The following is a 25,165-nucleotide window of genomic DNA, read 5'->3' as shown; positions in this document are numbered from 1 at the left end:
AATGCGCCCGCTATTCAAAAAACTCGTCCTTGCCGTACTCGTCCCCGCCCACGCACTGACCTATGCGGCACGCGCCGATGCCAGCGACACTGAAGAGATCATCGTAGGTGTTCGCAGCGATGCACGGCCCTTCATCTGGCAGGATCCAAACACCAATGGGTACAACGGCCTCTTCTGGGATATCTGCACGGAGGTAGTCCAACGCGCCGGCTATCGCTTCAAGACGGTGAACGTCGATACAAAAAAGCGGGCCGAGTTCCTAAGCACGGGTGCTGGGGACTTCGACCTTCTTTGCGATCCGACGACGATCAACCTCCAGCGGATGCATAACTTCGCTTACGACGGTACCGTTTCCCACCTCGAATTCTCACCAATCATCTTCGTCGCAAACGGTTCCTACGTTCAGCAGCAGCGCCGCTCGATTGCACCAAAGGCAGCGGGCAACCTTCCCGAAGATGCGCCCGCTAAACCCACCTGCACCCAAGTGGCCACATGGGTGGCCAAGGTTCAAGGCGGGAAACCAGACGAGTGGAAATGGTGGCCGGCGCCAAGCCCTCAAACGACCGACGTCAAGAACACACCGCCCGCCGCACAGGGCTTGTGGGATTGGCTTAGCAGCACTTTCGATATCACGCTCCGCCATGTGCCCCAGGGTGGCGACGAAAAGATGAAGACCTTCGAGATCTGGGGATATGTCGAAGGGTCGACTTCCCAGGAGGCGGCCGAGCAGCAGGCCCTGGCCCGGTCAAAGGACGGCCTGATGGTCTGCACGCGGGCGATGCCCTCGCACGAAGATGCCGCCAGAGAATTTTGCGCTGGAAACCTGAGTCGCTACTACGGGGACATCGATATGATCAGGGCTGCGCTTGCCGGCTTCAACGAAGAGGCGGGTACACGTTGTGCCGCCGACTTTACCCCCGCCGCGGCGGGAAGCTATGAGCCTTACGCCTTCGTGGTTTCGACGCTACATTTCCCAGATTTTCCCGAACGCCTGACTCTCGCGCTTTACGGCATGTTCGAAGACGGTACCGTCGAAAGACTGTTCACCGGCCATTTCCCCGAAACGCAGAAGTCACCGTTTCTTGGCACACTGTTCCGAATCAACAGAATTCCTACCGGAAGCGACGCCTCCAAGACGAAAGACAAACCGGATGCGACGTTGGTGCGCGTTGGGGCCGCGTACGACCCCCTTTGAGATTCTGCCAAGCGATGTGACGCTATATTGAGGCGTCCACATTGGTGAGGGGCAAGCGAGCATAAAATCTGAACACGTCCGACGCCGGCCTTCCCTTGAGCCGAGTTCGATAATTTTGCTTTGGACTGAAGGATCGTTCGACAGTCGCCGCGAATTCGACCGGCGCAAAGTCACCCTCATTCGAGCCCACTTGACGCGCGACCATCACCAGCAGTGAGGGCGCCGGCCGTTCAAGCGTGCACAACAGCGGCATGCAGAAGACCAACGTATCAAGCCACGGCAACGGTTCGCCGCCGACGCGGCGACACCTTCTACTTCCTGAAACACTTATCGGCCGACGGTGGAGTATCGTGTGCAACGGCTCCTGCGGATGGAGACGAAGGGCTAGATGTGCTCCGGACGGGAGCGCCTCCATCGGCAATCTAGATCCAAGGCACGCGAATATGGACCGCTCCCCGGCTAGCGCTTCGATCCCTCTCGCGTCATCGGCAATTCCTTTCGGCTTCAGCATCAGCCTGATCAAAAAGTACCAGGCAAAACCTTCCGGTCTTGCCTGGCACATTCAGCCCCCATGAACTGGATCGATAGAACTCAGGAGGCCCCAAGACCGATTGGCTGCACAGTTCCGACGGAGTTCGGCACCAAGGGGCGCCGTCTCAAGACCGGGGTCGGGAACAGTGGGCCCAGATTTCGTGGTCTGTAGAGCTGCTGCATGCGCGCCGTCGGGTCGTCGTTGGGAGAAAAGAGGGCCATCCGCCCATAGCGGTCGATAACGCTTTGATGGAGAGACTCGTTGATCGTACGCAGAAAGCCTCCTTCATCGCGCGGCCGGTAGAGCGTCTCGTAGTAGTCCACCTTGAACGGCTTTTCGCAGATCTGCCGAAAAGTCGGCGTCAGCCGATCTTTGAAAGACCAGCCTGCGCGCGAGTCGTGGTGGGGAGCATATATGTCGAGCTCTTTCGGCAACATATCCCAGTCGATGACCAATCCGCAGGCCTGCGCTTTTTCGGCCATCCAGACCAGCGGAATGTCGGCCAGCGAACGATCAACATAGCCGCCGCCAACGTCGCCATGACTGCCTGCGAACCAGACCTGTTCAACGGTCCGGCCCGACTCTTTTTCTGGGGCGTCGCCGGTCCAAAGCGTCGGCACGAACTCGTCCCTCGCCTCGTCGATGGCCATTGCGTGATAGGCGTGACGCGTTATCCGAGATGCCGTGGTGTTGTGAAAGCCGTATTCCCTTCGGTTGAAGGCACTGAACATGTGGCTGGGCACCCCGAGCGCTCCGACCGTGTCCCAGACCCCCAACATCGTGATTTCAACATCGACATGCGCGTCCGTCGAATACTTCTCCACGAAATCCTCGGGCGACCGTTTCTCGTAATTCCGGTAGTAGTGCCAGGCGTTGCGCAGATCCCCAAGCCGTTGACGCTTGAGAAGCCCGCATGAAGCGACCAGTCCTGCAAGGCTGCGGGCGGAAAAGGCCCCGCGCGAGAAGCCAAAGAGATAGACCTCGTCGCCCGCAACGTAATTTTGGGCCAGGAACATGTATCCGGAGCGAATGTTCTCATCGACGCCGGTGCCGATTGCGCCATCCAGGATGCGTTGAATCTGCAGGCCGGACGATCCCACGCCGCGCAGGTAGAGGACCGACTGCGGAATACCACCTGTATCCTGCTGGCATGCGCGAATGGAGCGTGCGATCAGCGCGACATTCGTTTCGGAACGGGCACTGTCGGCGTCGTTCCAGGTTCCGTCGAAACAAACAACCAAGCGTTTCATCTCTTTTTTCCTTTATGGCCCTGATGTGCGTTTCCCTGTTGTCTTGGCGTGAGCAGCCGCGGTTCTCACGCGGCCGGCGCTTCAAGCCCGCCCCGAAGGGCGCGGACCCATTTTTCAACCTTGCCCATCACGCCCCAGCCGCTAATCGCGGCAAAGACAGGGAAGGCGGCCGTTACAAGCTCGCTGCCGAGCCCTCCGCCAGCATGCGTCGCGGCCGCTGTGGCGCCCGCGTTCGCCGCCCCCTCGATCAAGGGTGCAGCGATCGCCGTGACCGGCGCCAGCTGCGGGAAGAAGATTGGCAGAAGGGTCGTGGCGAGCATGCCGATGGCACCTATCGCGGTCTTGCGGCCGTCGAGCGCATTCCCGAGCGTCTTTCCGAGCGCACCGTTGACCGGCGTCAGGTCAGGGTCGCTGACCGATGCGAGCGGGTCCGGTTTCGCGCCATTCAGGACAACGCCATTGATCGTCGGTTGGGTGACAAGTGCCCGCAAGACATCGACCAGCCAGGTCATGTCGCCCTGGTTCGCGGGCTTGTGTCCGCGCGACATCGCAGCGAGCGCGAGGATCTGTTGCAGCAATTGTGCGGGGTTCGCCTCGGTCGTCGCCGGAGCCGGTGCCGGCTGCGTGATAACAGGCATGGTCGTTTCCTCCTGTGGGACATCGTCCTGATCGACGAGCAAGTAGTAAAAAGTCTCCTGTCCATGCTTCTTCAGCAGACCGTCTACGAGGGTCTTGAATTCGTTCCACTGATGCGGTGGGACCGTCTGGCAACCGAGGCTGGAGGTGGACGTGACGCCGCCGCGGTGGAGATTGATCCAGAAGCGGCCATCCTGCGAATCCGTATCCTCACCGGTTTCATCGCGAATGACCGTGCAGTCGCTGTCCTGCCGGAAGGCGGGATAGGGTCCGTTCTTGCGCCCAAACCCGTGTAGACCGGGTCTGTACCGGATCGCCTGGCGTGGCTTCAGCCGCGCGATACCGCGACCGAAACGGCTGGGATCCGTATTGGCGTTGAAGTTGTGGACACCGCTCGGCTCGACGATGAAGATCGCGTCGTCGTAGACGCCGCGATCGTTTGCGCTCTCCTTGCCCATCGAGTTGAGGTAGTAGCCGCGCACGGCGACCAACGTCACAGCGTCATCACGCCCCTCTTCCGGGATGAGGTTTCTAAACTCCTGAAGCACGGTGTTCGTGAGCGCGGCGGATTGCTTGGGCCGGTTGAGCGGGAGAAGCTGCGAGATCGGATTGGCCAGCAGTTCTTCGGTGGTCTGTTCTTCTTCCGAGTTCGGGGCACCCCCGAGGAGCGTCTCGATCTGGTCGGCGGTGAAGATTTCGTCCGGGCCGCCCCTGCTCTCCAGAACGCGGATCTTCGGGCTGCCATACTCTCCCTTTGCGAACATGGCTGCTTCACGCTCGCGACGCGCGACCAAGCCGTCGAGCACCTTGCCGTTGCTCTTGTTCCAGCGCGCAAATTCGGCGGCCGCGCCAACAGCGTCTCCGGCATTGAGCTTCTGCGTCAAGCCTGCCTTCGATATCGCGCCCGTATTGAAGTGCCACGACACAAGGGCATCGAACTGATGCTGCGCCAGCGGGGTCCTGACGGCTGCCTGGACCTGCGCCTCGAACTTGGCAAGATCGGTGCGGAAGATGTTGATCGCCTCCGTCAGGGTGATCGTCAGGCCGGAGCGGGGAACAGGTGGACCGGCCGCCGCCGTATGTCCGGCGCCGACCGTCATGGTTCCTGTGCCATCGTTGTAGGCTGATAGGACGATTGCCTCTTCGGCGAGCATGGCGCATATGCCGCGTACACTTGTCTTCACGGAAGCCTCCCATCGTTTTTGTAGCGCGCTGTTGCCCGCTAGTTCTGCCGCGGCTGATGGTCGGTTTACTGTGCGTTCAAGTTGGCACGGTCACGCCACGCGGGACCTGCCAATCGCCCAGACCAACGCCAGGGCATGTCCAACCGCCGTCGGGCTCTGCTTCACATTGGGACAGAGCCGTCAGATGGTCGTCGGGTTTCGTATGCAACACTATGGAAAAGATCCACCTCGTTGAAAATTCAACGAGAAACGTTCACTTTGGCGATAAAACAAGGATATCCGTCGGATTTTCGAACGAAAATCCCTACATTTATTATCGGACATAGCCTTTGACTGAATTTATTCAGCCATCCTTCCGATACTTTACATGACGATTGGTGACGAACCTGTTCCAAATGTAACAGTTAAAGCCAAAATGGCTGATTATAATGTTTAAGGATATACGCGATAGCTCGATTTTAGAGCGGGGGCAGCCATGAGCGCCATAGTATATGCCATCGCAAGCATCCCACTGGCTGTGCTGCTTGCCCTGATCCTCAAACATCTGAAGATTGGCGAGAGCACCACCTTCATCGCGCTGCTTCTGCTCCCGCTCGGGGTCTGGGGCATCGCGTCTGGGACGATCAGCGAGTTGTCCGCGGGCGGTGTCGCACTGACGTTTCGCGAGGCTGCTAAATCCGAAGTCAAGCTATTGCCCCTTACGGATGTCGTCGAAAATTTCCAATCGATAGAGAAGGAGGGCGTCGCAGCGATCGAGGGCTTGACGCGCACCCTCACGCCGGGGCGACCGATAGCACTTGTCCTCCATCTCGGCCGCCCAGGTTACTACGCCCCGTCGGCCGTCGTCCTCTACCTTCAGGCACTGTCGAGCTTTGATCCGGAATTGACGTTGGTGGTCACGGACCCGGATGGGAAATTCGCCGCGGCCGCCGACGGCCGAGCGGTGATCAGCTACCTGTCGGGCCAGAACGGTTCTGAGACCCAGGCACGATTCCGCGAGGCGCTCGACGCGCCCGACGCCGGCAAACTTCTTGAGCTACCAGGGTTTACGAAGGAAGCGATCACAGCCGACGCGACGAACGCCGAAGCGCTCACAAAAATGGATCAGCTGGCACGCAAAACGCTGGTTGCCCTGGACCCCGAGGGCCGCCCCAAGGGGTTGGCCAAGCGGGATGCAATCGTCACGTATCTTCTGGTTCAACTGACGACCGATACCGCCAAGACCCCTTGAAGTCACCTACGACCAGCCGGCTCAAAAGATCGGAGATCAGCGTCCTGCCGTCCCGGTGCATCGCCGTGATTCGCTCGACGTTCCGATCGTCACCTCGGACTGGCCCGGACGTAACTTCTGAGGGTCCGGATCACGTCGTCGAAGCTGGAAAACGGGCAGTCCGGACGGACCCGGCACACAGGTTTTGCATGCCTAAAAATGCGGGAAGCGGACCGGTGTCCCGCTCCGCTTCGCTTACCTGACAGGGACTCGAACCCGGTGGCACCACAAAATCATTGCCATAAGAGCCAGGAAACACAATCATACAACGAAAATCGGCGTCAGGCCATCCTTAGACGCTACGCGTCAGATTGTTCTGGTCGACGAGCGGCCAGGATGGCGTCACCTTCCAGCCACGGATCCCCGGTCCCTCGATCAGGTTTTCGCGGAACACCCAAAGGTGCGGATCCTCGTCGCCGAACGCGACGACCGAAACCAGGCGGATGCCCATCGTGGCCATCGAAATCCGGTTCTCCGCCACCAGCACCTGGTGACCGATGAAGCCCCAGATGCGGATGCCCTGCGCAAAATACCTGCTGAAATTCGGCCGGGTCGACAGTGCCATCTCGTTGCCCCGGATGCGCAGGGTATCGACATTCCCGACAAGCACACCGTAACCGGCATAGGCTTGTGCGTAGGGCGCCATCAACTCCATGCGGTTGTCGTCGATCGACACCGATCTGGCCCGCACATCCGCGTTGCGCATGTGGCTGACCGCCACCCGCACCCCCACCTGGAAGGCGCGGATCGCATTGCCCCGGATCGCGACATTGTCCATCCGCCGTCCACCGCAGACGATGCCCTGCGCCCCCAGGCTGACCGAGTTTTCCTCAAGCCCCTTCAGCCAGTTCTGGACCGATCCCAGCCCGGCGCGGAGCTCGGCATCCTCCAATACCTTCTTCGCCAGGCCGTAGCTCAGCCCAAGAAGTTCGTCTGCATTTGCGATCTTTGCAGCCGAGCCGCTGCGGGAAATGAGCGTCGTCCAATCCTTCTGGCTGAAGGCACTGTCGAAGGCGACGACCTGCCCGTTCGCCTCGACCACGACCTGTCGCTCAGCACCCGATCTCGCATCGAAGCGCTGCACGACCGGGTCGCTCGAAACGAGGAGCGTGGTGCGCACCTTCGTATTGTCCAGCCCCTCACCATGGGTGCCGAACGAGTCCCCAAGCCGCTTCAACTGCTTGCGAAACACCGGCATCCGGTCGGGGTTCTCTGCCACGGAGGCGACGAGCCCCTGCGCCCAGCGACCGAACGTTTCCTGGTTCTTGAGGTCCGCCGCGGCGGGCGGGTTTGTAGCGACCAGCGCGTCCCAGTCCTTCTGCGGCACTGGACTGTCGAAGGTCATGCGCCATTCCTTGACGCCAATCTCCTTGAAGCCGGTGCCCCGGCCGACATAGCCCTTCACGGGGCGGGTGATGAAGCTGTTTGCGGTCGTGGCTAGCCAGACCTTGTCGGAAAGGAACGCCTTGATGTTGAGCGAGCCTTTGCCCGGCTTGGCGGTCAGGATGTTGCCGGACACATCGACGTCGACGGCATCGGTCACGACGATCCCCTCCTGAAGGTTGCCGACCGTCAGACTGTTGTTGGTGATCCGAACCGATTGCGTGACCCTCAAGCTCTTCAGCGTCTCGCTGTAGCCGCGGACCGTCAGGCAGGTGCGCTCGGTCGAGGTGCCGCCGCCGCAACTCAGCGTGCAGCCATGCACTTCAACCGCGTCGCAGTGACCGAAGTCCAGCGTGCCCTGACGGTGGATCTTCCGACCGGGATCGACCGCGCTGTTGCTGTCGGGCGTTGCAAATTCAAGCCCGCTGACCACAACACTGGCGCAGGCTGCAAAGGCGATGGCCGCCTCCGTCCGATAGGCCAGAATCTGGACGGTCCCGGGCCCGGCGCCGCTGATGCGGATATGACCAAGACCGGTCATCTCAACGGTGCGCCCTGTGGTGTAGGTGCCCCTGGCAAAACAGATCGAGGCATTCTCGCCCGGCTGCAGCCCCTCCAGCCGCGCCACCCAGTCCTCACCCGGCTGGATGACGATCGTGGTGCAGCCGACATGCTGGAGCCCCGCCAAAGCCTCGATAGCCTTCTGCACCGTATTGGCGAGCGCAAGCGCGGGCGTATTGGCCGGGTTGAAACTGACGTGGGTCGCACGCGCGAGTGTCGCGTTGAAGCTGATAGGCGCATGGGTCGGTGTTCCGGCGGCATCCAGCCGCTGGGCAAAGACGCGCTGCACCCGGTTCGTGCCGTCAAGGCTAAAGGTCACCGACGCCACGCCGGTGCCATCGGTGGTGGCCTCTTGGGTTGGCATGCCGTTACCAAACTGCCCGGCCCCCTCCGCAACGGTGAAACGGATCGTCTCTCCCTGGACCGGTTTATGGCCGCGCACCACCGCGACGGAAAGCTCCTTTGGTAGAGGTACCAAGGCGGCCGCATTCAGGGGATCGTCCAGGGCCTCTTGCCCGTCGCCGCCGGCGTAGAGCACCTGCTTGGCGCGGGTAATCGGCGGGAAAAGCGGGCGGCAATCTTCGGCTACGGTCCAGGCGCCGGCACCGTCGAGCACGAGCCAGGCGAGCGCCGCATAGTTGCGCCGCGGTCCTTCTGCAGGTTTCGGCAACGGTTCGCCGGTGACCGGATTGCGTGGCCATTCCACATCGCCGGACACGGCGCGCGCCGGAATGGTCCAGTGATCGCCGGGTTGATACTGACCGGCCTCGAAGCGGATCTGGACACCATTCTCCAGATCTGCCCAATCGGCCGCGGCATCGTCCACCTGCGCCGGAAGCCCGCCTTCCCAACGGGTGACGAATGCCTCCGCCGGAAGCTTGTCTGTGTCGGGGAGACCGTTGTTGAGGAGTGGCGCAAGCGTGAGCGGATCGCGCAGTTCGGCAAGCGAGACGCGTTGGCCGACCACCTCGTCGATCCGGGCGAAGAAGCCAGGCGCCTCCCCATAGATCGCCGCCTGATCGCGGATCTCGATCCAGTCGCCCGCCTTCAACGCGGTCATCTCATCACGGCCGATGCTGTCCACCACCAAGACGCCTGCGTCGATCTCGCGGTATCGCGTGCGGTGAATGGCATTCTCGCGCGACCATTTGTAGAACGCCGCCGCCTCGTCGCCAGCCAGATGGATCTCGACGCGGAAGAGAAAATTGTCGAGACTGCGGTAGCCCGCGGCGGGCGGCAGGTTGCAGGGGCCGGCGCTAAGGTCGGAAAGCTCCGCCCGCGCGCGCATCTCGCCCTGCGCACGATCGGCAAGGACGGGATCGAGCCCCTTTGACAGCGCCGGGCAGGTCAGGTCGGAAGCCTGGTATCCAAGCGCCAGGAGCGCCGCGCGCGCGACCAGCTGGACTTGCCAGATGGTCCGCTCACGATAGGCCGTATCCGGCCCGTCGAAAGCCACCTCGCGCAGCAGCGGTTCATCGAGGGCGGTCACGATCAGATCTGTGGACTTGAGCACGGCCAGGTAGTCGCCGGCCACCGCCGGAAGCGGCGTGCCTGCCCCATATGGTTGCCGCTGGACTGTTGCCGGCCGGAAGGCGCGGGTCACGGCATCACCAAGGGCTGGCGTGGTACGGAAGGTCCGCACGCCGTTCGCATCCTCAGCGAAGTTGCGCACCTTGACGAAAACGCTCAGGCCCGCCGGGTCAGTGCTCAGCACGTCGTCGTCAGCCAGCTCCCCGCCATCGTCGATCCGCCAGACCGCATTGCCGCCGGTGCCCGACTGACGGGTCAGCGAAAAGCCAAAAGGCCAGCGCAGCACATGGCCCACACCTGCCACGTATCCGGTACCAGGGGTGATCACCAGCGTTCCGGTCCCGGGATCCGGGATCAGTCCGAAGCCCGCATCGTCCTCCGGAAAGCCGGCGGGGCCGATGATATCAGCCGCCGTCTCCCGATCCGAGGCGCGCAGGATGCCGCCCTGTTCGTTCCAGTCGGCATCGGTGAACAGGCGGCCCTGCTGCATCCCCACAAGGCTGAAATCCTTGACAGGATCGAAGGTCTTTCTCGAAATATCGCCGGTCATGGCAGGCCTCCTAACTCATGTAAATGAAGCCCGGAACAAGGCCGAATGGCGCAAATTCCTCGATGGCATCGCGGATGTTGGCGCGGCGGGCGGGGTCGCGGTTGGCGTAGCCCACTCCCATCTCCATGCCATCCTCGGCCCCTTCGAGGATGGCCTGTGGCGTGCGCAGGCTTAAGAGCCCGAATTCGGGATCCTGAAAACGGGTCGAGACGAAGACCGGCCGCGGCTTGGGGTCGTCGCTCGCACGCGGCACGCAGCGGTAGCGGCGCGGCAAGACCGAGGTCTCGTCGACATAGCAGAACCGGACGCAGCCGCTCTGCCGGTGCTCGACGGTGATCCGCCCAGTGAGGATGCTGTTTTCCGCCTGCAGGCTGCGGCAGGTGGTGCGGCCAAGGACGGTACTGCCGCTGCAGCTCATGTCCATGAGCGGCACGCGCAGCACCAAGGCGCCAGCCCCTGCCCCGCCGCCACCGGCGGTCTGATCCTCCCCGATGATCGATCGCGTGATCTCGATCGCGCCTGTCGCCTGCGGTAGCTCCACCTTGCCGACAATGCAGCGGTCGAGGACCAGGCTCATCCTGGCGTTCTCGGTGGTGGCACGCACCGAATAGTCCAGCGCCGCGCCCGAGGCGCCGATCGTGCAATTGTAAAGCCGGAGAGCCCCAAGATCGCCTCCAGGCCGGGCGGTGAGATTGCCGGTGATCACCAATCCGTCGATCACCAGCGAACCGGCCGGGTCGTCGCCCGCATCCGCCGCCTCGATCATCGCCGGCGCCAGAACAAGAGGCCGCCGGTGCATCGGCGACAATTGGCCCGCAAAGCGGCGACGCACCCCGCCCGGCTCCTCCACCACCGGCCAGGCGGCAGCCACAATCGCCAGCGTTGCGCCTTTCGGCAACGTGATTGCATGGGTGGCGTTCAACGCCTCGACATAGGTGGCGTTGTCCATCACCGCGATGATCCCGCGCGAGCCCGCGGTGGCCTGGGCATTCCAGCGGTCGACCGCATCGCGCAGGCTCGCGACCACCGGCCCACCCTGAAGCGGGTTGTCGGTCACATGGCCCGCCACCTTCGTCACACCGATCTGCCAGGGCGGCGCCTCGCCGGGCACTACGAGATCGGGCAGCCATTTCTCAAGGCTCGACCGCCGGTCATAGGCGCCGCCGCCGATATCGAAGGGCTGCCCGGTGGCAAAACCGGTCTCGACCGCCTTGCCCTCGTCCGAAGCGTGCAGCGAGATCCGGCCGAGCTCAGGGTCGACCATCACCGTGCCAGCCACGGCCGGCCGCCGCCAGGTGCCGTTTTCGGCCTTTTCCAGATTGCAGCAGAAGAGCTTTTCAGGCGACACCTCCGCGCCGTCCAGACGCACTCGAAACGGCGGGCTTTCCTCAAACCAGCGGCCCGGAGTGGCGCCGTCTGCGCGGGCAGCGTTGAGCGCGGCGAAGACCTCATCACGGGACAATGTCGCAGGCACGGTGCGCGCGGTCATCCGCGCACCCACGCTCAGGTCGGCCGCCGGGCGGTTGACCAACGGCAGGTCGCGTCCCAGCGGATCAAAGGTCAAAAGCCCCGGATCCGGTGCATCGGGACGCGGAACGGCCCCGCCCAGATACCCTGCGGCTGGATTTTCCACAGGCCAGATCGGTGCCGCCGCGCGCCGCCAAATGAACAGCCCCAGATGCGGAATGTTGTAGCGCCCGGCATAGGCGCCCGGCTGCCCGGCGGCCGGCGAATGCGCCATCGTTGAGAACGGCGACCGGCTGGCGCGGCAGCGCGCGGTGTTGCGCAGGTCGGCAAAGCCCGGTGCAGCCGGTCGCACATGGTTCATATGCTGCGAGGTCGCAAGCCTCTGGAAGAATTCGACCGCCACCACCGACCATCCGGACACTTCGCGCGCCACCTGCTCGATCGCCGCGGCGGTGCCTTTTGCCTGCCGGTTGCGCAGCACATTGGCGACGTATCCGCGCAGAAGCCCTATCTGGTCGGACCCGATCTCGCGCATCGGCCGGGCGCCGATCAGCGCAGCGATGTAGGGCAGTGCCCACGGCTCGCAGGTCTCGACGAACCAGTCGTCGTAGAGCTGGTCTATGTCGCGCTCCAGGATGACCAGCTCCTGTGCCATGATCTCCATCAGCGCCTGAAGCGCACGACCCTCTTCGGCATCGCGCGTGCGGAAATGGCTGGGCAGCCGTTCGAAAAGGTTGCCGGTCGCGCGATTATACATTTGCGGTCTCCATCATCGTCAGGCTGACCGCCGACGGCAGCACGGTCAGCAATTGCGCCGGGGCAAAGTCGTGGCGCTGCCCGCGCTGGCCCGGCCCGACGGCTGGGAGCGAGGGCAGCACCGAGGACAGATCAGCAGCCACGGAACCGGTGGTAGAGCCGTCGAGCAGCACCTCGAGCGCGTCGAGATCGACCGATACGACACCGCGCGCCCGATGCAGCGCGGCAATGACCTCGGCAGCACTCACCGATTGGGCGAGCTTGCGCGCGTCGTAACCGAAAAGCGCCTCGATCTGCTGGCGCGCCCAGAGCTTGACGTCCTCGGCGCGGTAGGTCGGATCGGGATAAATCTTGGCCGTCAGGGCAAAGAACCGGCGCGCGTAGGGTTGCAAGATCAGGGGACGTGCAGGATCGCGCGCCTTGGCCATTGCATCGGCAAGGTTGGACATCAGCGGATCGCTTGCCGTGAGCTCGGCGTCCGCTTCAGGGGCCACCGTGACATGGATCACCTTGTTCTGCCCTGACCACAGCTCGCACGCCTGGGCCTTGCCGATGCCGGCAAAACTACGCGCAAAATCGGCGTAGTCGGTGAGCGAGACGATGCGCCCGAGGGTCTTGACCGTGCCCGGTGCGGTTTCGCGCGCGCTATCCAGCGTCTCGGGATCGGCCGAGCCTGTTGCGGGCGACGGGTTCACCACTGCGCGCACACCGAGCGGCCGGGTTCTCAGCTGACTGATCGCCTCTTCCGGCACTTCGCCGGCGCGGCCGATGCCGCTGCGGTACTCCGCCTTTACGTTCAGCAAGCCGGTGGGCAGGCGACGCCCGGTCCGGCCGTCACCGAAGCGCACATGCGCCTTGCCGTCGTCGGACAGGCGCACCTCGTAGACGGGGTCCTCCGGCCCGGCCTGGCCCAGTGCCGTCACCTCCTGCCAGAGCGCACCGTCGATACGGATCTTCAGGGTCGAGGCGCGACCGGCCTCGTTTGCGGCTGAAACGTAAGTGAGCGGCGGCTTCTTCAGCGTGAAGGTCTGGAACGTCAGCCGGGCGTCGCCATTCCCGAGGTCTTCGGCCACCGCCTCGCCATGGGTGGCGAGCGCGACATTTGCGTTGATGCGCACGGTGGTGCGGTCATAGGGCCAGGCGGTCTCGCCGGTCAGCACCAGCCGCGTGATCCCGTCGATATGCTGGACCTCGTCGATGATATGGGTCTCGCGCCCGGTGATGCCCTCGGCATCGTTGCGTGCGCCGGAAAGCGAAACGGGCCGTCCGCGTTCGAGATCGAGATAAAGCCGGTCCAGCTCGACCGAAGTGGACCTGTGCGGCAGCTCCGGCGACAGCGGCACACCGGCAAGCGGAAGATGCGCGCTGACCGCATGGATCTGCGAACCCCGAAACAGGAAGGAATTGTAGATTGTGGTCGAGTCGGTGCCGCCGAGCTCCAACAGTCCGCCATTGGCGGTGCGGAACCCCACGCCGGTCGACTTTCCCGTGATTGCGTAGTCCGCCCGTGATTCCGCCGCCGCATGCACGACCCGCAAACCGAGAGACCCGCCCGCGGCGTTCTCGATGATCGCCCAGCCGTTGGGCTGCAATTCCTTCAGCTCGCGGTCGAGGTAGACGTGGGAGGCGCCCTTGTCGATGTACTTTGCCCCCATCCCGTCCAGCCAGATCGTGTTGGGTGATCCGCCCGTGGCCCCATCCCAGTTGTGGGTATAGGGACCCTTGTCATAGGTCCCATCGGCCTTGGTGCCATAATTCACCGTGGCGTGGAGCGGCGCAGTACTGCCGAAGAACCCGGAACTGTCGCGCATGACATGCAGGCCGAGTGCCGGCACCTCGCCATCGTCCTTCTCCGGCGGCGGCAAGACCAGCAGGCGAACCAGCGTCATGATTTTGGCGCGCTGCCAGGATTGGGATTGCACCAGCGCCGAGAGCCCGTCTCCCGACCAGGTCCGGCCGCGCACATGCGTCTCGATCGCCTGAGTGCCCAGCGCGATGCGCATCGAGGGCATGATGCCGATCAGCAGTTTCGCGAGCCGGAAGGGCGGTGCGCGGCGCACCTTCTCGGGCGCGTGGCCGCTGCGCGTCAAAACGACTTTCGTCAGGCCGAAGGCTCGGTCCTCGGTGGCCGATACCACCCGCATCGGTATGGCCGTGACCGGCGCGCCCTCGCTCGCCGCCTGCGCCACCGCCAACAACCGGGTGCCCTTGCGCAGGTTGAGCCCGAGCCCCGTAAAGCAGACCTCGTTCACCGGCAGCGCGTAGAGCACCGGGTCGATCTCTTCGTTCGTTTCGTTGTCCTCGATACGTTTCGCCAGCGCGGCGGGCAGATCGAGCCGTCGGGTCATCGGGTGGTAGTGTTCCAGATCCGCCTCGGCAGCAATGGTAACGAGGTCAGGATCGGCCAATGTGGCGTCGTCGAATGAGTTGTCCAGATCGAAGAGGTAGAGCGTGCCGTTGGCTGTGTCCCCATCACTTTCGAGGTTGTTGTAGAGCACCAGGTTCTGAGGACGCTCGGTTCGGGCGTGAATGTTGTTCCATTCGGCGCGTGCGGTGATCTCTTCGACCGTTTCGAAGATCTGCGGCAGTTTGCCCTTCTCGTGCGGAATCGACATCGCCTGCACACCGATACCGATCTGGACCACGCGATAGGGATTGTCCGTGTCCTCGACCGAGAATGCCAGATGGGCGCTGGACGCCACGCCGGGGGCGAGCTCATAGCCGATCATCCGCGCCAGTTCGAGCACCGAACGGCGCTGGGTGGCGGTCCCGATGAAACCTTCGTTGGCGATGCGCTCCGAATAGAAGGACACCACGTCGCAGGCCATGGCCCAGGCGTCGAACAGGCTGATCGTCGGATCGCGAAGGTCGCGCGTCCGCAACGCCTCCAACGGCTGGAGCTCGGCACCGGTCTCCGGGTCTATCACCCCGTGTCGCGGCAGAAGATGCAGCATTCGCGCCAGCGCCTCGGGCTGGGTCGTGATCCGGTAATCCACCTGTGAAAGCCCGGCACGGTTGGCAGGGCGATGCGGACCAAGGTCGATGCCGCCACACGGCGAGCTTTTGTCGCGCGTTGCCATGATCAGCGCCCCCCTTCCACGATGAAGCGGACCCGGCCGTTCTCGGGACGGCTGGGATCGTTGTCGAGCCGGGCAATCTCGGCGCTGGCGATCGGCAGGATCGCCTCGGCGGCATAGTCCACACCGGGCTGATCCATCCGGGCAAAACGGCCCACCGGCGCGTTGCTTTCGTCGGTGGTGCCGATCCAGGACACGCCGTCGATCCGCATCGCGCGGGCGATCATCGGCGACAACGCCACGTCCGCTCCGAACTCCAGGACATCCGGATGAAAGAGCCCGCGGGTTCCATCCGGCAGATCGCGATCGGAAAAGAGCGCCAGGAGATCGCGGTTGATGTCCGACGCATAGGCGTTGGGCGCGGCACAGACAAAGAGGATGATGTCGAGCGGTACGAAGACCGGCGAGACAAATTCCAGATCGTGGCCCGCCAACCGATGATCTTCGATGAACGCGCGCAACTCGGCCTCGACTGCAGCGTCCACCTCGCCGCCTCCGACGAGGTCGAGCGCCAGCGTGACCGTGTGCCAGCTGCCGGTCCAGCGGCGGCGCCCGAAGGCTCGTTCGACGCTCGGGTGGCGGGCGGCAACCACGGCGTAGTCGGCCGCCGTGACCGCACGACGCGAGACGCGAAACGCCTGTGGCGCGGCAACATGCACTGCCGTGCGTGGTTCCGGCAAGATGCCGCCGGTTGCCGGGACAGGGTTGCTCAGCGCGAAGATGCCGTTGCCGTCGCCGGTCACCACATGGGCGATCGCGCCGGCCCCGATGTTGCCGCGCAAACCGCCGCCGTGACGGATACGCGCGACAAACGCGGCTCCATCGGTTGGGCGGCGGCCCAGTACCCCGTCGCCGAAGCGCACATAGGCCGCCCCTGGCACGGTGCCTGCCTCGACCGCCACATGCGGCGCGAAACGCTCCGACGCCAGAAGGTCCGGCACCGTCGTCCATATCTCGCCGTCGCCGACGAGCGCGACCTGTGCGACCGGTTCGGCCACCGGCGAAAGCGACGCAGCCGCCGAGGCGGTGCGTGCACTCTCCGGATCGAAAGGCGGCGCGCGCACCACCTCTCCGGCGGCCAGCCGGTAGCGCAGCACCTGGCCAGGCCCGTCATCTGGCAGCAGGCCGTCGGTGGAGAGGGTTTCCAAGAGGATTTCGTCTTCGTGCGCGGGGTCGCCGTGATCGACGGTACGGCCTTCGTCGACCAATAGAACATTGCCACGCGCCACCGACATCGGCTTGCCATCGAGGGTACCGATCGGCAGAGCGAACCTCAACGCGTCTTCGGCGAACCAGCGCACCTCAGTCAAGGCGAGACCGAAGATCGGATCACTTGCAGGCTTGGGGCCTTCCGACAGACGCACGACCTGGCGGTGCGTCGGATCCGGCGGATCCTCGGTGCTACCGCCAAAAGGAATGCGCTCCTCCAACAAAAGAAGATCGCCTGCCGCAAGGTCAAGATCGCCGGGAGCCTTCGTCAGGAAAGCGGAGGTTGCGCCCTTGGTGAGGCAGCAGCCCTCGTCGCCCCAATCGTGGAAGCCCGCATCGTTGCGCGCCACGCGCAGCGACTTCAGCGGTTCCAGTGCCTCGAACACCACTGACCCACGTCGGACCATGTCTTCGAAAAGCTCCGCCTCTGGTGTGATCACCGTCGGCCGCTGCTGCCCACGGTCCTCTGGGCGGGTCAGGAACCGGGTGCCGCGCGCAATCACGTCAGGTGCGCCATCCCGGTCGACATCCGCCGTCACGGCGACGGCTGTGCGCGCATTGCAACCCTCGCCCGGACGATAGCCGAGCAGCCGGGCGTGGCGCACGAGTGACTGCCGAAAGCGCGTGCGCTCGAAGAACGCTTCGGTGCCTATGGCATCCTGAAACCAGCTCATCTTGTCGGCAGCATCCGCCAGCACCTCAACAAGGGTCACGCCCAGGTCCGCCGGATTGCGCTCGGTCCAGTCGGCCATGGTGGCAGACATGCGGTCCAGCATCATCGTGCGAAAGCCGGTGAAATCGCGGGTCAGGTAATCTGTCGGCGGCCCCTGACGACGCGCCGGAACCGAAAGTGCAGGGTCGGCGCAATCGAAATCCGAGCGGCATTCGACTTTGAAGGAGAAGCACACGCTCGCCAGCTGGCGATCCATATTGGCGGGCGGTGCAGCGTTCACCGCCCCTTGCCGCAGCGACAGCACATAAGGCGAGAAATCCCCGGCCTGGTCCAGGGTCAGCCGCTGGGTCAACCCGTCCGGCTGCAGCGCCAGCGATAGCACCTTGATGCCCTTGACCCGCGTTCCGCCTGTCACCGCGAAGTTGTCCTCGTTCAGGGCCGCGACGCCATCGGGTTTGAGGAAAGCTACGTCGAGCAGTTTCTGCGCCATGCCAGCCGGTGCGCCGCTGTCCAACACCTCGACGAAGTCGATGCCGTTGATCTCAAGCCCGCCGCCCATGTCGGCGTTGCTTTCCAGAACCCTCTGCCGGCGCAGCGACGTGCCGCAATGACACCTGCACTTCGTCATATCGCGCCCTCCACCACGGCGCGGCGAATCTCGTCGTCGCCGAGGCGGCTGTAGACGACCGTGACCCGCAACTGGCTGTCCACGGCCTCAACCCGCACACCACGCAGTTCGATCACCTCGACCAGCCATTGCTGAAGCGCCCCCTGGACCATGTGCTGGACGGCGGCTGCGATCTCCGGCGTGTTCTCCGAAAACACCATCTCGTGCAGCCCGGCACCGAATTCAGGCCGGTTGAGCCGCTCGCCGCGGCGCGTGAACAGCACCTGCTCGATCATGTCGCGGATCTGCTGGTCGCGGTCGGCCTCGGCCGTGGTTCCGGCGGCTGAGATCCGGTAGGGGAAGGAAAACCAGGTCATATCGCGACAACCTTGGTTTGCGGCGAAGACCAGACCACCGGACCGTTGGGGATCTGGCCGGATTTGCAAAGGTCGCCGGTATTGACCAACAACACCGGCTTGCCGGCCGACTGCACCTTGCTGGCCGCCTTGGTGAACTCAGCAATGAGACAGGGCTGCGGCTTGGGTTCGGGCGTCGTGAACGGGCAACCTGCGATCGTGCCCTTGTCGCCGAGAAGGGCTGCCGGCGTGCCGTCGATCAAAAGCTTCACACCCGTCGCCGCGATCGTGATCGGGATGGAATGCGGGCAGGTGGCGACGGTTCCCTGCGTGACGATCGGCGTGGTCATGGCAGCACCTTCAGATTTCCGTTGTTGATCGTGACCCCATCGGGACCAAGCTTGACCGTCGATCCGGAAAAGCTCAGTTCCATGGCGTCCGCCCCCGCCGTCAGCACGGCATCCCCCATGGCCGTGGTCATGCTGAGCGTGAGTTCCCCCATGCCCGGCGCGTCGAGCACCTCCAGTTTGAAGTTGTCGCCCGCCCAGATCCGCGTCAGCGCCTGCGTCGGTCCCATCGCCGCCGGCGTGTCTCCGGCGTCCCAGAACCCGCCAGACCAGATTGGATAGTCCGGGTCGCCGCGCTCGAACTCGACCCAGACATTGGCGCCCGAGGGCGGGATGGCGAAGATGCCAACGCCCGGTCCGGCGCCCGGCAGACACGGCATGGCCCAGGCGAGCGTGCCATCCCCCATGACATCAGCCACGCTGACCTGCACCCGGCCAAGGCCCAAGGGGTCGATGTTGAGCTCAACCTTGCCGCGGTATTTGCCGAAGAATTTTTCGTCCTCGCAGCTCATATCGGCGATACCTCCGGTGCGACGGCCGGCAGGATCGGATAGAGCCCGTCGCGCTGAAGTGCGAACGACTGGGTATAGGCACCGGGTTTGAGCACGTGCCTGACTTCGGCCACCGTATAGGTTCCGTTGTAGATCATCCCCAGGCCGCGGATATCGACCGCGTAGTAGGGTTTGAGCACCGCGTTGTAGCGCGTGTTGTCGATGGTGCCGGTCACCTCCAGTACCCTTTCGGCCGGTTCGTTCACCTCAGCCATCAGACGCGCAAGCACCTGCGCGGTGTTGAGACCCGAGGTCACTATCTCCTTCGTCTTGGTATTGCCCATCTGCGTCAGCGCCTCCGACAGGGCCGACATCGGCGTGTTGGTGGAGGTCGGGATCTCCAGCGAAACCACCTGCCCTGTGGAGCGGTCATGCACCTTGGCGCGCGCAGCCGTCAGGGTCTCGCCATCGTGGTTGACCGTGACGTCGTAGGCATCCGACATTGGCCCCAGATTGACCGAGATCGGCTTTTGCGGCAGGCCGGGGCGCGGCACCGGGCCGAAGTAGAGCTGGCTGATCCCCGGCGCCGGGCCGGGATCGATGAACACCTTATAGCCGTGGCGCCTGGCCATCTTCTTGGCATAGCCGAGGTCCGTGCAGGTCTGCTGCGGCGTGCGGTCGACCGGGATCGGCGGATCGATCACCGGCGGCGGCATAATCACCGGGATCACGCCGTAGGTGGCATATTTCAGCGCCATGGCATTCATGATCACGGTTTCGTCCTGAGCCGGGTGCTGGGCTCGTTTCTCTTCGCGGTCCATGACAAAGGTCAGGTCGCGGCCCAACATCAGGTACTTGCCTTCATTCGCCCCTTCGCCGGGTATGTACTGGGTCTTGGTCACCACCCCGTCGAAGATCGGCGTCGGCATCACCCCGTTCCAGACAACGACCACCACCCGTGCTCCGCGCTGGAACCGGGGATCATTGACGAACGGAGGGCCAAATGCGCCAAGCGGTCCCTCTCGCCCGGCCAGCAGCGTGATCTTGAAGCCTGAGTCCTTTTTCATCGCCTGGCGCACCTCGATCTCTTCGATCGCCTCCATCGCCTCGAGCGGTGCGGGCAGCACGACGGCCTCCCTGCCCAGAAGCAGCGTGACGCGAATGCCGAGGATGTTGCCGAAGGCGCTCACGTGGTCCTGCCTCCCCTCGCATCGGGCATCGGAATGACCAGTGGAGCGCCGGGCACCGCGGTCAACTGGTCGGGATGCGCGGCGGAATTGGCATTGGCGATCATCCACCAGGCGGTCGCCTGGCCATAGGTCTGTGCGGCGATGATATCCGCGCGGTCGCTGTCGGTGACGCGGTGCTGGCGCGCCACGGTGTGATCCTCGGGGTGCGGCAGGATCGGCGGCACGATGTGGCGCACTTTGCTGCCGTCCGGCCGGGTGAATTCGGTTTCGGTGGCGATGGCGTATCGGCTCGTTGCTGTGATCATCACGCCCTCTCAGAAATCCAGGTTGCCCGCCACATCGGCGATGTTGTTGACGCTTGCGACGGTGGCGAGCGTCTCCTTGATCACCTGATGGGTCAGGAAGGCCCAGTAGCCCGGGTTGGTCATCGACAGATCGTTGTAGGTCAGCACTTTCATCGAGACCGCGACATCGGCGCGGATCGGGTTTAAAGCCGGGTCGTGCGCGGTCTCGGTGATCGACAGACTTTCGATCTTGACAGGCACCACCCGCTTCCAGCCGTAGATGAAAAGCGTCAGCGGTGCGGCCGGCGGCACCACCTCCATGGTTCCTGCCAGCATCAGCGCCTGGTTGATCGCAACGGCGATGGTTTTCGGATAGACCATCATCTCGAGCGCTGCGAGATAGCCCGAAATGCCGCCGCCCAGAGGTCCGTTCTCGCCCTCTTCCATCTGGTCGATCAGGTCCATCTTGAGGTTGGCGCTGATCGTCTCCGTGGGAGGCCCGGCCAGCCGCAACGGTTCCGCCCGCCCGTTGCCTGCCTGGCTGTAGTTCGGCGCGATCGACCGGGTGATCTGGTCGGGGTTGTACTGGAAGATCGCCACCGAAGAGAGCGGGTTGAAAAGATCAAGCCCGACAAGAGCGCCTTTCTGGACTTGTGGGGAGATGGTTAGACCCGTCATAGCAGGCTCCGATCTGAGACGCCGGACGTGGAACCAGTGAAGTCATTCTTTGGAAACGGTCTCATCTGTCAGCACTCAGCTTTGCCCAGAACCCGTCGCTGCCGGTGGGATTGATCTCGATTTCGGTATCGTTCTTCAGCACATAGGGGCCGTCCGGGAGGTACTTGATCCAGTCGCCGGACTTGTCACGCCCCACCTCGATGACCTTGATCCGGATGGGTAGCGGTCCGAAGGTCTTCAAGTCCGACGTCTGGACGTAGAGGTAGACGTCGAACAAGGTCTTGGCGTCGCCCCGCCCTTGCGCGAAACCACCGGAAGGCCCTGGCAGGATGGTGTGATAGCTCGTTACCGTCCCGCTCGGATCGGCGATTTGTCCACGGCGTACCGACTGGGTCGATTGCCCGCCGGATCCGGGTTGGCCGCCGCTGCCGCCGGCCGCGCCGCCTGCGGGCTTCTGCTCGGGGGGCTGTCCCGCGGGCTTGTCTTTTGCCGCGTCGGGTACGGTTTGCTTGTCCGCCGGTGGGCTGCTTTTGGCGGTCGGCGGGCTGCTCTTGTCCGGTGGATCCCAGACCTCCGGAGTGCCCGGAGGCGGCGGCGCTTCCGGCTCGAGCAGCTTGCGGAATTCTTCCGGCAGTTTGCTGCGGTCGACCTTGCCTGCGTTGTCAACGATTCCAGTGCCCAGGCGACCATGTTCGCGGATTTCCTTCTGGGTGGCCCGGCGCTCGTTCATGCCCGGCGGGAAGCCCGGCGGCGGTTTCGAGAGGTCGCTGCCGCCCCGTCCGCTACCTGGATTGTCGATGTCCTCGCACGGGACCTCGGCCGCGTCAGGCAGATCGGGCGCATCGCCGATATGATCGCAAAGCAGCGGCTTCACCTCGGGCGGCAGGATGTCCTTGACATGGCTGCGGATCGTCTCGGCGATTTCCTTCGGCAGGTTCTGGATGATCGCCCGGCCGAGGATGAACTCCTTGATCAGGTCCTGTGCGACACAGGAGCCCAGCATGTGCGACAGAAGATACTCGCTGGGCGAGATGTCGAAGAGCGAAAGGATGTAGTCGACACCGGCAACGACGCAGGAAATTCCCACCGTTTCGAGCCCGCCGGCGGCGCAGGAGGCGATGCGGGCGACGTTGAACACATGCCGGGCGATGCTGATCAGGGTCTTGGCAGCTTCCCAGGTGTCCATCACGGCTTCATAGATGCTGCCGAAACGGGTCTTGATCGCCTCGGCCGCCTCTTCGACCTTGGCTTCGATCTGAGCCGCGATTTCCTCATACTTCTTGACGAACTCGCCTTCGATCGAGTCGGTGTATTTGCTGAAATCGGAGCCGATCATCGACTTCAGCAGCGATTTGAACCCTTCCTCGACGCAGTCGACCAGATAGGCGCCAACCTGCGGCAGCATGACCTTGATGATCGCGCCGAAGATCACGCCGCCGACCTTCATGATCGCCTTGCCGATCTTGCCGCCACTCGTGCGCTTCTTCGCGCCCGCCAGGAAGTTTTCGAACTTGGTCTTCAGCCGGTGGTAGATGTTGAGCGCCTTGACGAAAGTCGCACCAAAGGTCTTGCGCATTGCCCCGAGCATCCGCCCCGACCGCCCTTCCATGAGCTCGGCACGGTTGAATTCGGTTTGCGCCTTGGTCAGCGCGGCTGTGTCCTGCACCGGTCGCGAACCGTCGGGACCGGTGCCACCCAGCAGCTTGACGGTGTTCTGGATCGCTGTGTCGAAGGCCAGCTTGGCGATGTCCGCCTTACCGGTCCCGGTCTTGATGTTGGTGTAGTCGGCAAAGGTCCTGGTGAAGGTTCTCTGCTTTTCCTTCCAGGTGTTGTACTGCGCCTGGAACGGATCCTCCTGTGGCGGCAGCGGCTTTTTTGGTTTCTTGGGTTGAACGCGGGCATCGGCATGGCGCAGCGGCATCACCTTCTTGCCCGTCGGCGAAGAGACCATTTGGTCGTACAGGGTCTGGCTCGCCTCGGTCAGCTTGTCGCGCCGGTTGGACCGTGATGTGCTGGTGTCCTGTTCCTTGATTTCATCGGGCCAGAACACATACTCCCACAGGAACTTGGCGCCGCTTTTCTGCCGGTAATAGGACTTCCCCGTATAGGTGAACCCTGTAACGTTCTCGTACTTGTCACGACCAAGGATCGTCTTGCTGTACTTGTTGAGGCGCAGCTTCAATGCACTTTCCAGAGGGATGAAATCGCCGCTGCTGGCGGAGCTCGCCATCTTGGCGGCGCTGAAGTTGGTCCTGGCGAGCGAATTGCTTCGCGACGACCCGGTCAGGGTTCCGGCTGGCGCGGTGCCATTCTTGACGGCCTCGCTCTGTTCCACCGTCTTGTTGTAGCGCCGGGCGGCTTCGTTGAAACCGGTGGCGTAGTCGCCAACCTGTTTTTCCGCGTCGCTCATGCGATCCCTGTCACCGGCGAATTTTACGTCGCCAATCTCGTAGCTCGAGGGCGCATCGAGTGCGGATCGAATGAAGTCGGTGGTCGCCCAGCGAGGGCTCGATTCCGTGCTGTATTTCTCGTAGCCTCCGCCCGGTCTCAGCGCGGCGCCGCCGATGTGAAGCGACTTTCTTGTGTCGTAACCCAGGCTCTTGGGTACGACGTTCTTACCGCCGTCCGACACGACGTACCACGGCAGTGCGGTCGGCCCGCCAGCGCCAGTTCCGGTCCCCGTCCCGGTGCTGCTGCCAATGCCAGTGTACGGTGCAAATCGCAGTCCCCAGAGCTTGTTGGGATCTGAGATGACCAGGTCGGCATAGCCAAACCCGTCGTCCACAGAGCCCTTGTCGCGCTGCGCGTTGGGCACCGCCACCTCACCCATGAGTTTTGCATTCTTCTTGACCGCGTCGGCAACGACGAGGTCATGGGTGGGTGTCTTTTGGGGATCCTCGCCGAAGTAGAGCGTTTCGCTGATGATCTCGGACGGGACGCGGCGCACTTTCGGCTGCACTTCATCCGGCTGGGTCTGTTGCAGCACATGCGCCAATTCGTGCGCCATAGTGAAGGACGGCGCTTCCGCTTCGTTTCGCCCCAGCCAGACATGATTGCGGTAGGTAAAGGCGAGCGACGAGATGCTGTCATTCAGCGCATCCGAGGCGCTGCCGCGATGGATGCGCACGCCAGAGAGGTCGCGCCCCATGCGGCTTTCGAAAAAGTCTCGGGTTTGCGGCGAGAGGGCGCTGCCGCCGGATTCCAGCTGACCGGCCGAGGCGGCAATGTGTTCGGTACCCGCAGGGCCGTCGGCCCGCATCCGCGGCATGTCAGTCAAGTCATGCAACATCTCGCGCTCAAGCAGCGGCGAGGGCATGCGCTGCACCGTCGCTACGGCCCGACGCGGCATGACCGGCATCTCTTCCTCAGCAGCGCTGCAAGCGGCGCATTTGCGTTGAACGACCGATCTGCGTGCCATCACTTCCGGCTCGTCGTCTTCGCTCCGGCGCTGAAGACCGGTGCCGGGGCGCTGGGTCATGACGGTCGCTGCGATTGAATCCGCTTCGGCCTCGTGCGGATGGTCAACCGGTCCCACCTCCAGTCTCGGCATCACCGGCGTTTCGTCACCTCCGCAGGCCGAGCATTTCCGCCTGATGCGACCGGGCATGGCGTCCGGCGTTTCTGCGTCGAGCCCGGCACGTTGAACGGAATTTGGCTCGCGGGTCGCCATCACACGTCCGGCTATGTCATCCGCTTCGCGCTCGAACGGGTCGTCCACCGGGCCCACTTCAAGCCGCGGCATGACTGGCATGGTGTGCTCGTCATCCTCTCGGGCGCATTCAGCGCAGACGCGCTGAACCGAAGGAACCGAGGACAGCGAAGAAAGCAGGCGCCGAGGCACCTGGTCTTGATCCGGCAACGGCTCGGCCTTGTGTTTCGTCGGCGTCGCGACGGCAAAGGCGGGGGGCTTGGCGGCTTGGGCGACGCTCACGGACATGG

The 25,165-nt window shown here is 63.6% G+C and carries 15 protein-coding genes; 2 read left to right on the top strand and 13 right to left on the bottom strand.

Going from position 1 to position 25,165, the window contains the following annotated elements:
* The first annotated feature begins 1 nt into the window (after window position 1).
* Window positions 2–1,195, top strand: coding sequence for a transporter substrate-binding domain-containing protein (locus ASD01_RS10560; RefSeq protein WP_060643928.1), 1,194 nt, complete (start codon window positions 2–4; stop codon window positions 1,193–1,195).
* A gap of 591 nt (window positions 1,196–1,786) precedes the next feature.
* Here the strand turns inward: ASD01_RS10560 and ASD01_RS10550 are convergent.
* Entirely contained in the window at window positions 1,787–2,977 is a 1,191-nt protein-coding gene (locus ASD01_RS10550; protein ID WP_060643926.1) for a DUF2235 domain-containing protein, read from the bottom strand.
* 65 nt (window positions 2,978–3,042) lie between these two features.
* Window positions 3,043–4,797: a lysozyme gene (locus tag ASD01_RS10545; RefSeq protein ID WP_060643925.1), complete on the bottom strand. Its 1,755-nt coding sequence runs from the start codon at window positions 4,795–4,797 to the stop codon at window positions 3,043–3,045.
* Between the two features lie 475 nt (window positions 4,798–5,272).
* On the opposite strand from ASD01_RS10545, the gene ASD01_RS10540 reads away from it, so the two are divergent.
* On the top strand, window positions 5,273–6,028 hold the full coding sequence (locus ASD01_RS10540; protein ID WP_060643924.1) for a hypothetical protein: 756 nt from the start codon (window positions 5,273–5,275) through the stop codon (window positions 6,026–6,028).
* 331 nt (window positions 6,029–6,359) lie between these two features.
* On the opposite strand, the gene ASD01_RS10535 is transcribed toward ASD01_RS10540, so the two are convergent.
* From ASD01_RS10535 to ASD01_RS10485, 11 genes are all read right to left on the bottom strand, one after another.
* Window positions 6,360–10,091 carry a DUF6519 domain-containing protein gene (locus ASD01_RS10535; RefSeq protein WP_060643923.1) on the bottom strand — a complete coding sequence of 1,244 codons (3,732 nt, stop codon included), beginning with the start codon at window positions 10,089–10,091 and terminating at the stop codon, window positions 6,360–6,362.
* Between the two features lie 10 nt (window positions 10,092–10,101).
* Window positions 10,102–12,213 (bottom strand): hypothetical protein, encoded by a 2,112-nt coding sequence (locus ASD01_RS10530; protein WP_127890347.1) that lies wholly within the window; start codon window positions 12,211–12,213, stop codon window positions 10,102–10,104.
* Between the two features lie 94 nt (window positions 12,214–12,307).
* The gene (locus tag ASD01_RS10525) at window positions 12,308–15,394 is read right to left on the bottom strand and encodes a putative baseplate assembly protein (RefSeq protein ID WP_060643921.1); all 3,087 of its coding nucleotides are present in this window, start codon (window positions 15,392–15,394) and stop codon (window positions 12,308–12,310) included.
* 2 nt (window positions 15,395–15,396) lie between these two features.
* Window positions 15,397–17,901 carry a baseplate J/gp47 family protein gene (locus ASD01_RS35965; RefSeq protein WP_063979511.1) on the bottom strand — a complete coding sequence of 835 codons (2,505 nt, stop codon included), beginning with the start codon at window positions 17,899–17,901 and terminating at the stop codon, window positions 15,397–15,399.
* Window positions 17,898–18,257 (bottom strand): GPW/gp25 family protein, encoded by a 360-nt coding sequence (locus ASD01_RS10515; RefSeq protein ID WP_060519094.1) that lies wholly within the window; start codon window positions 18,255–18,257, stop codon window positions 17,898–17,900. Before ASD01_RS10515 ends, ASD01_RS35965 begins: the two co-directional genes overlap by 4 nt.
* A complete protein-coding gene (locus ASD01_RS10510; protein WP_060643919.1) occupies window positions 18,254–18,586 on the bottom strand; it encodes a hypothetical protein in 333 nt (110 codons plus the stop codon). Before ASD01_RS10510 ends, ASD01_RS10515 begins: the two co-directional genes overlap by 4 nt.
* Window positions 18,583–19,095 (bottom strand): phage baseplate assembly protein V, encoded by a 513-nt coding sequence (locus tag ASD01_RS10505; RefSeq protein ID WP_060643918.1) that lies wholly within the window; start codon window positions 19,093–19,095, stop codon window positions 18,583–18,585. The genes ASD01_RS10510 and ASD01_RS10505 overlap by 4 nt, the downstream gene beginning before the upstream one ends.
* Window positions 19,092–20,264 carry a hypothetical protein gene (locus ASD01_RS10500; RefSeq protein ID WP_060643917.1) on the bottom strand — a complete coding sequence of 391 codons (1,173 nt, stop codon included), beginning with the start codon at window positions 20,262–20,264 and terminating at the stop codon, window positions 19,092–19,094. The genes ASD01_RS10505 and ASD01_RS10500 overlap by 4 nt, the downstream gene beginning before the upstream one ends.
* Window positions 20,261–20,569 carry a hypothetical protein gene (locus ASD01_RS10495; RefSeq protein WP_060519086.1) on the bottom strand — a complete coding sequence of 103 codons (309 nt, stop codon included), beginning with the start codon at window positions 20,567–20,569 and terminating at the stop codon, window positions 20,261–20,263. The genes ASD01_RS10500 and ASD01_RS10495 overlap by 4 nt, the downstream gene beginning before the upstream one ends.
* A 9-nt stretch (window positions 20,570–20,578) precedes the next feature.
* Window positions 20,579–21,226, bottom strand: coding sequence for a hypothetical protein (locus ASD01_RS10490; RefSeq protein WP_060519084.1), 648 nt, complete (start codon window positions 21,224–21,226; stop codon window positions 20,579–20,581).
* A gap of 61 nt (window positions 21,227–21,287) precedes the next feature.
* Window positions 21,288–25,163, bottom strand: coding sequence for an eCIS core domain-containing protein (locus ASD01_RS10485; protein WP_060643916.1), 3,876 nt, complete (start codon window positions 25,161–25,163; stop codon window positions 21,288–21,290).
* Window positions 25,164–25,165: the final 2 nt, after the last annotated feature.

It is taken from the genome of Ensifer sp. Root423 (genome assembly GCF_001426275.1).
Taxonomy (GTDB): domain Bacteria; phylum Pseudomonadota; class Alphaproteobacteria; order Rhizobiales; family Rhizobiaceae; genus Ensifer; species Ensifer adhaerens.
Note: the sequence above shows the minus strand (reverse complement) of the source record. Positions and strands in the feature narration are given on the sequence as shown.

Excerpts from the sequence above, each read along its gene's own strand:
- ASD01_RS10540 (WP_060643924.1), top strand. The coding sequence starts at position 5,273 with ATGAGCGCCATAGTATATGCCATCGCAAGCATCCCACTGGCTGTGCTG.
- ASD01_RS10505 (WP_060643918.1), bottom strand. The coding sequence starts at position 19,095 with ATGAGCTGCGAGGACGAAAAATTCTTCGGCAAATACCGCGGCAAGGTT.
- ASD01_RS10485 (WP_060643916.1), bottom strand. The coding sequence starts at position 25,163 with ATGTCCGTGAGCGTCGCCCAAGCCGCCAAGCCCCCCGCCTTTGCCGTC.
- ASD01_RS10550 (WP_060643926.1), bottom strand. The coding sequence starts at position 2,977 with ATGAAACGCTTGGTTGTTTGTTTCGACGGAACCTGGAACGACGCCGAC.
- ASD01_RS10490 (WP_060519084.1), bottom strand. The coding sequence starts at position 21,226 with ATGACGGGTCTAACCATCTCCCCACAAGTCCAGAAAGGCGCTCTTGTC.
- ASD01_RS10525 (WP_060643921.1), bottom strand. The coding sequence starts at position 15,394 with ATGGCAACGCGCGACAAAAGCTCGCCGTGTGGCGGCATCGACCTTGGT.
- ASD01_RS10560 (WP_060643928.1), top strand. The coding sequence starts at position 2 with ATGCGCCCGCTATTCAAAAAACTCGTCCTTGCCGTACTCGTCCCCGCC.
- ASD01_RS10495 (WP_060519086.1), bottom strand. The coding sequence starts at position 20,569 with ATGATCACAGCAACGAGCCGATACGCCATCGCCACCGAAACCGAATTC.
- ASD01_RS35965 (WP_063979511.1), bottom strand. The coding sequence starts at position 17,901 with ATGACGAAGTGCAGGTGTCATTGCGGCACGTCGCTGCGCCGGCAGAGG.
- ASD01_RS10530 (WP_127890347.1), bottom strand. The coding sequence starts at position 12,213 with ATGGCACAGGAGCTGGTCATCCTGGAGCGCGACATAGACCAGCTCTAC.
- ASD01_RS10535 (WP_060643923.1), bottom strand. The coding sequence starts at position 10,091 with ATGACCGGCGATATTTCGAGAAAGACCTTCGATCCTGTCAAGGATTTC.
- ASD01_RS10510 (WP_060643919.1), bottom strand. The coding sequence starts at position 18,586 with ATGACCACGCCGATCGTCACGCAGGGAACCGTCGCCACCTGCCCGCAT.
- ASD01_RS10515 (WP_060519094.1), bottom strand. The coding sequence starts at position 18,257 with ATGACCTGGTTTTCCTTCCCCTACCGGATCTCAGCCGCCGGAACCACG.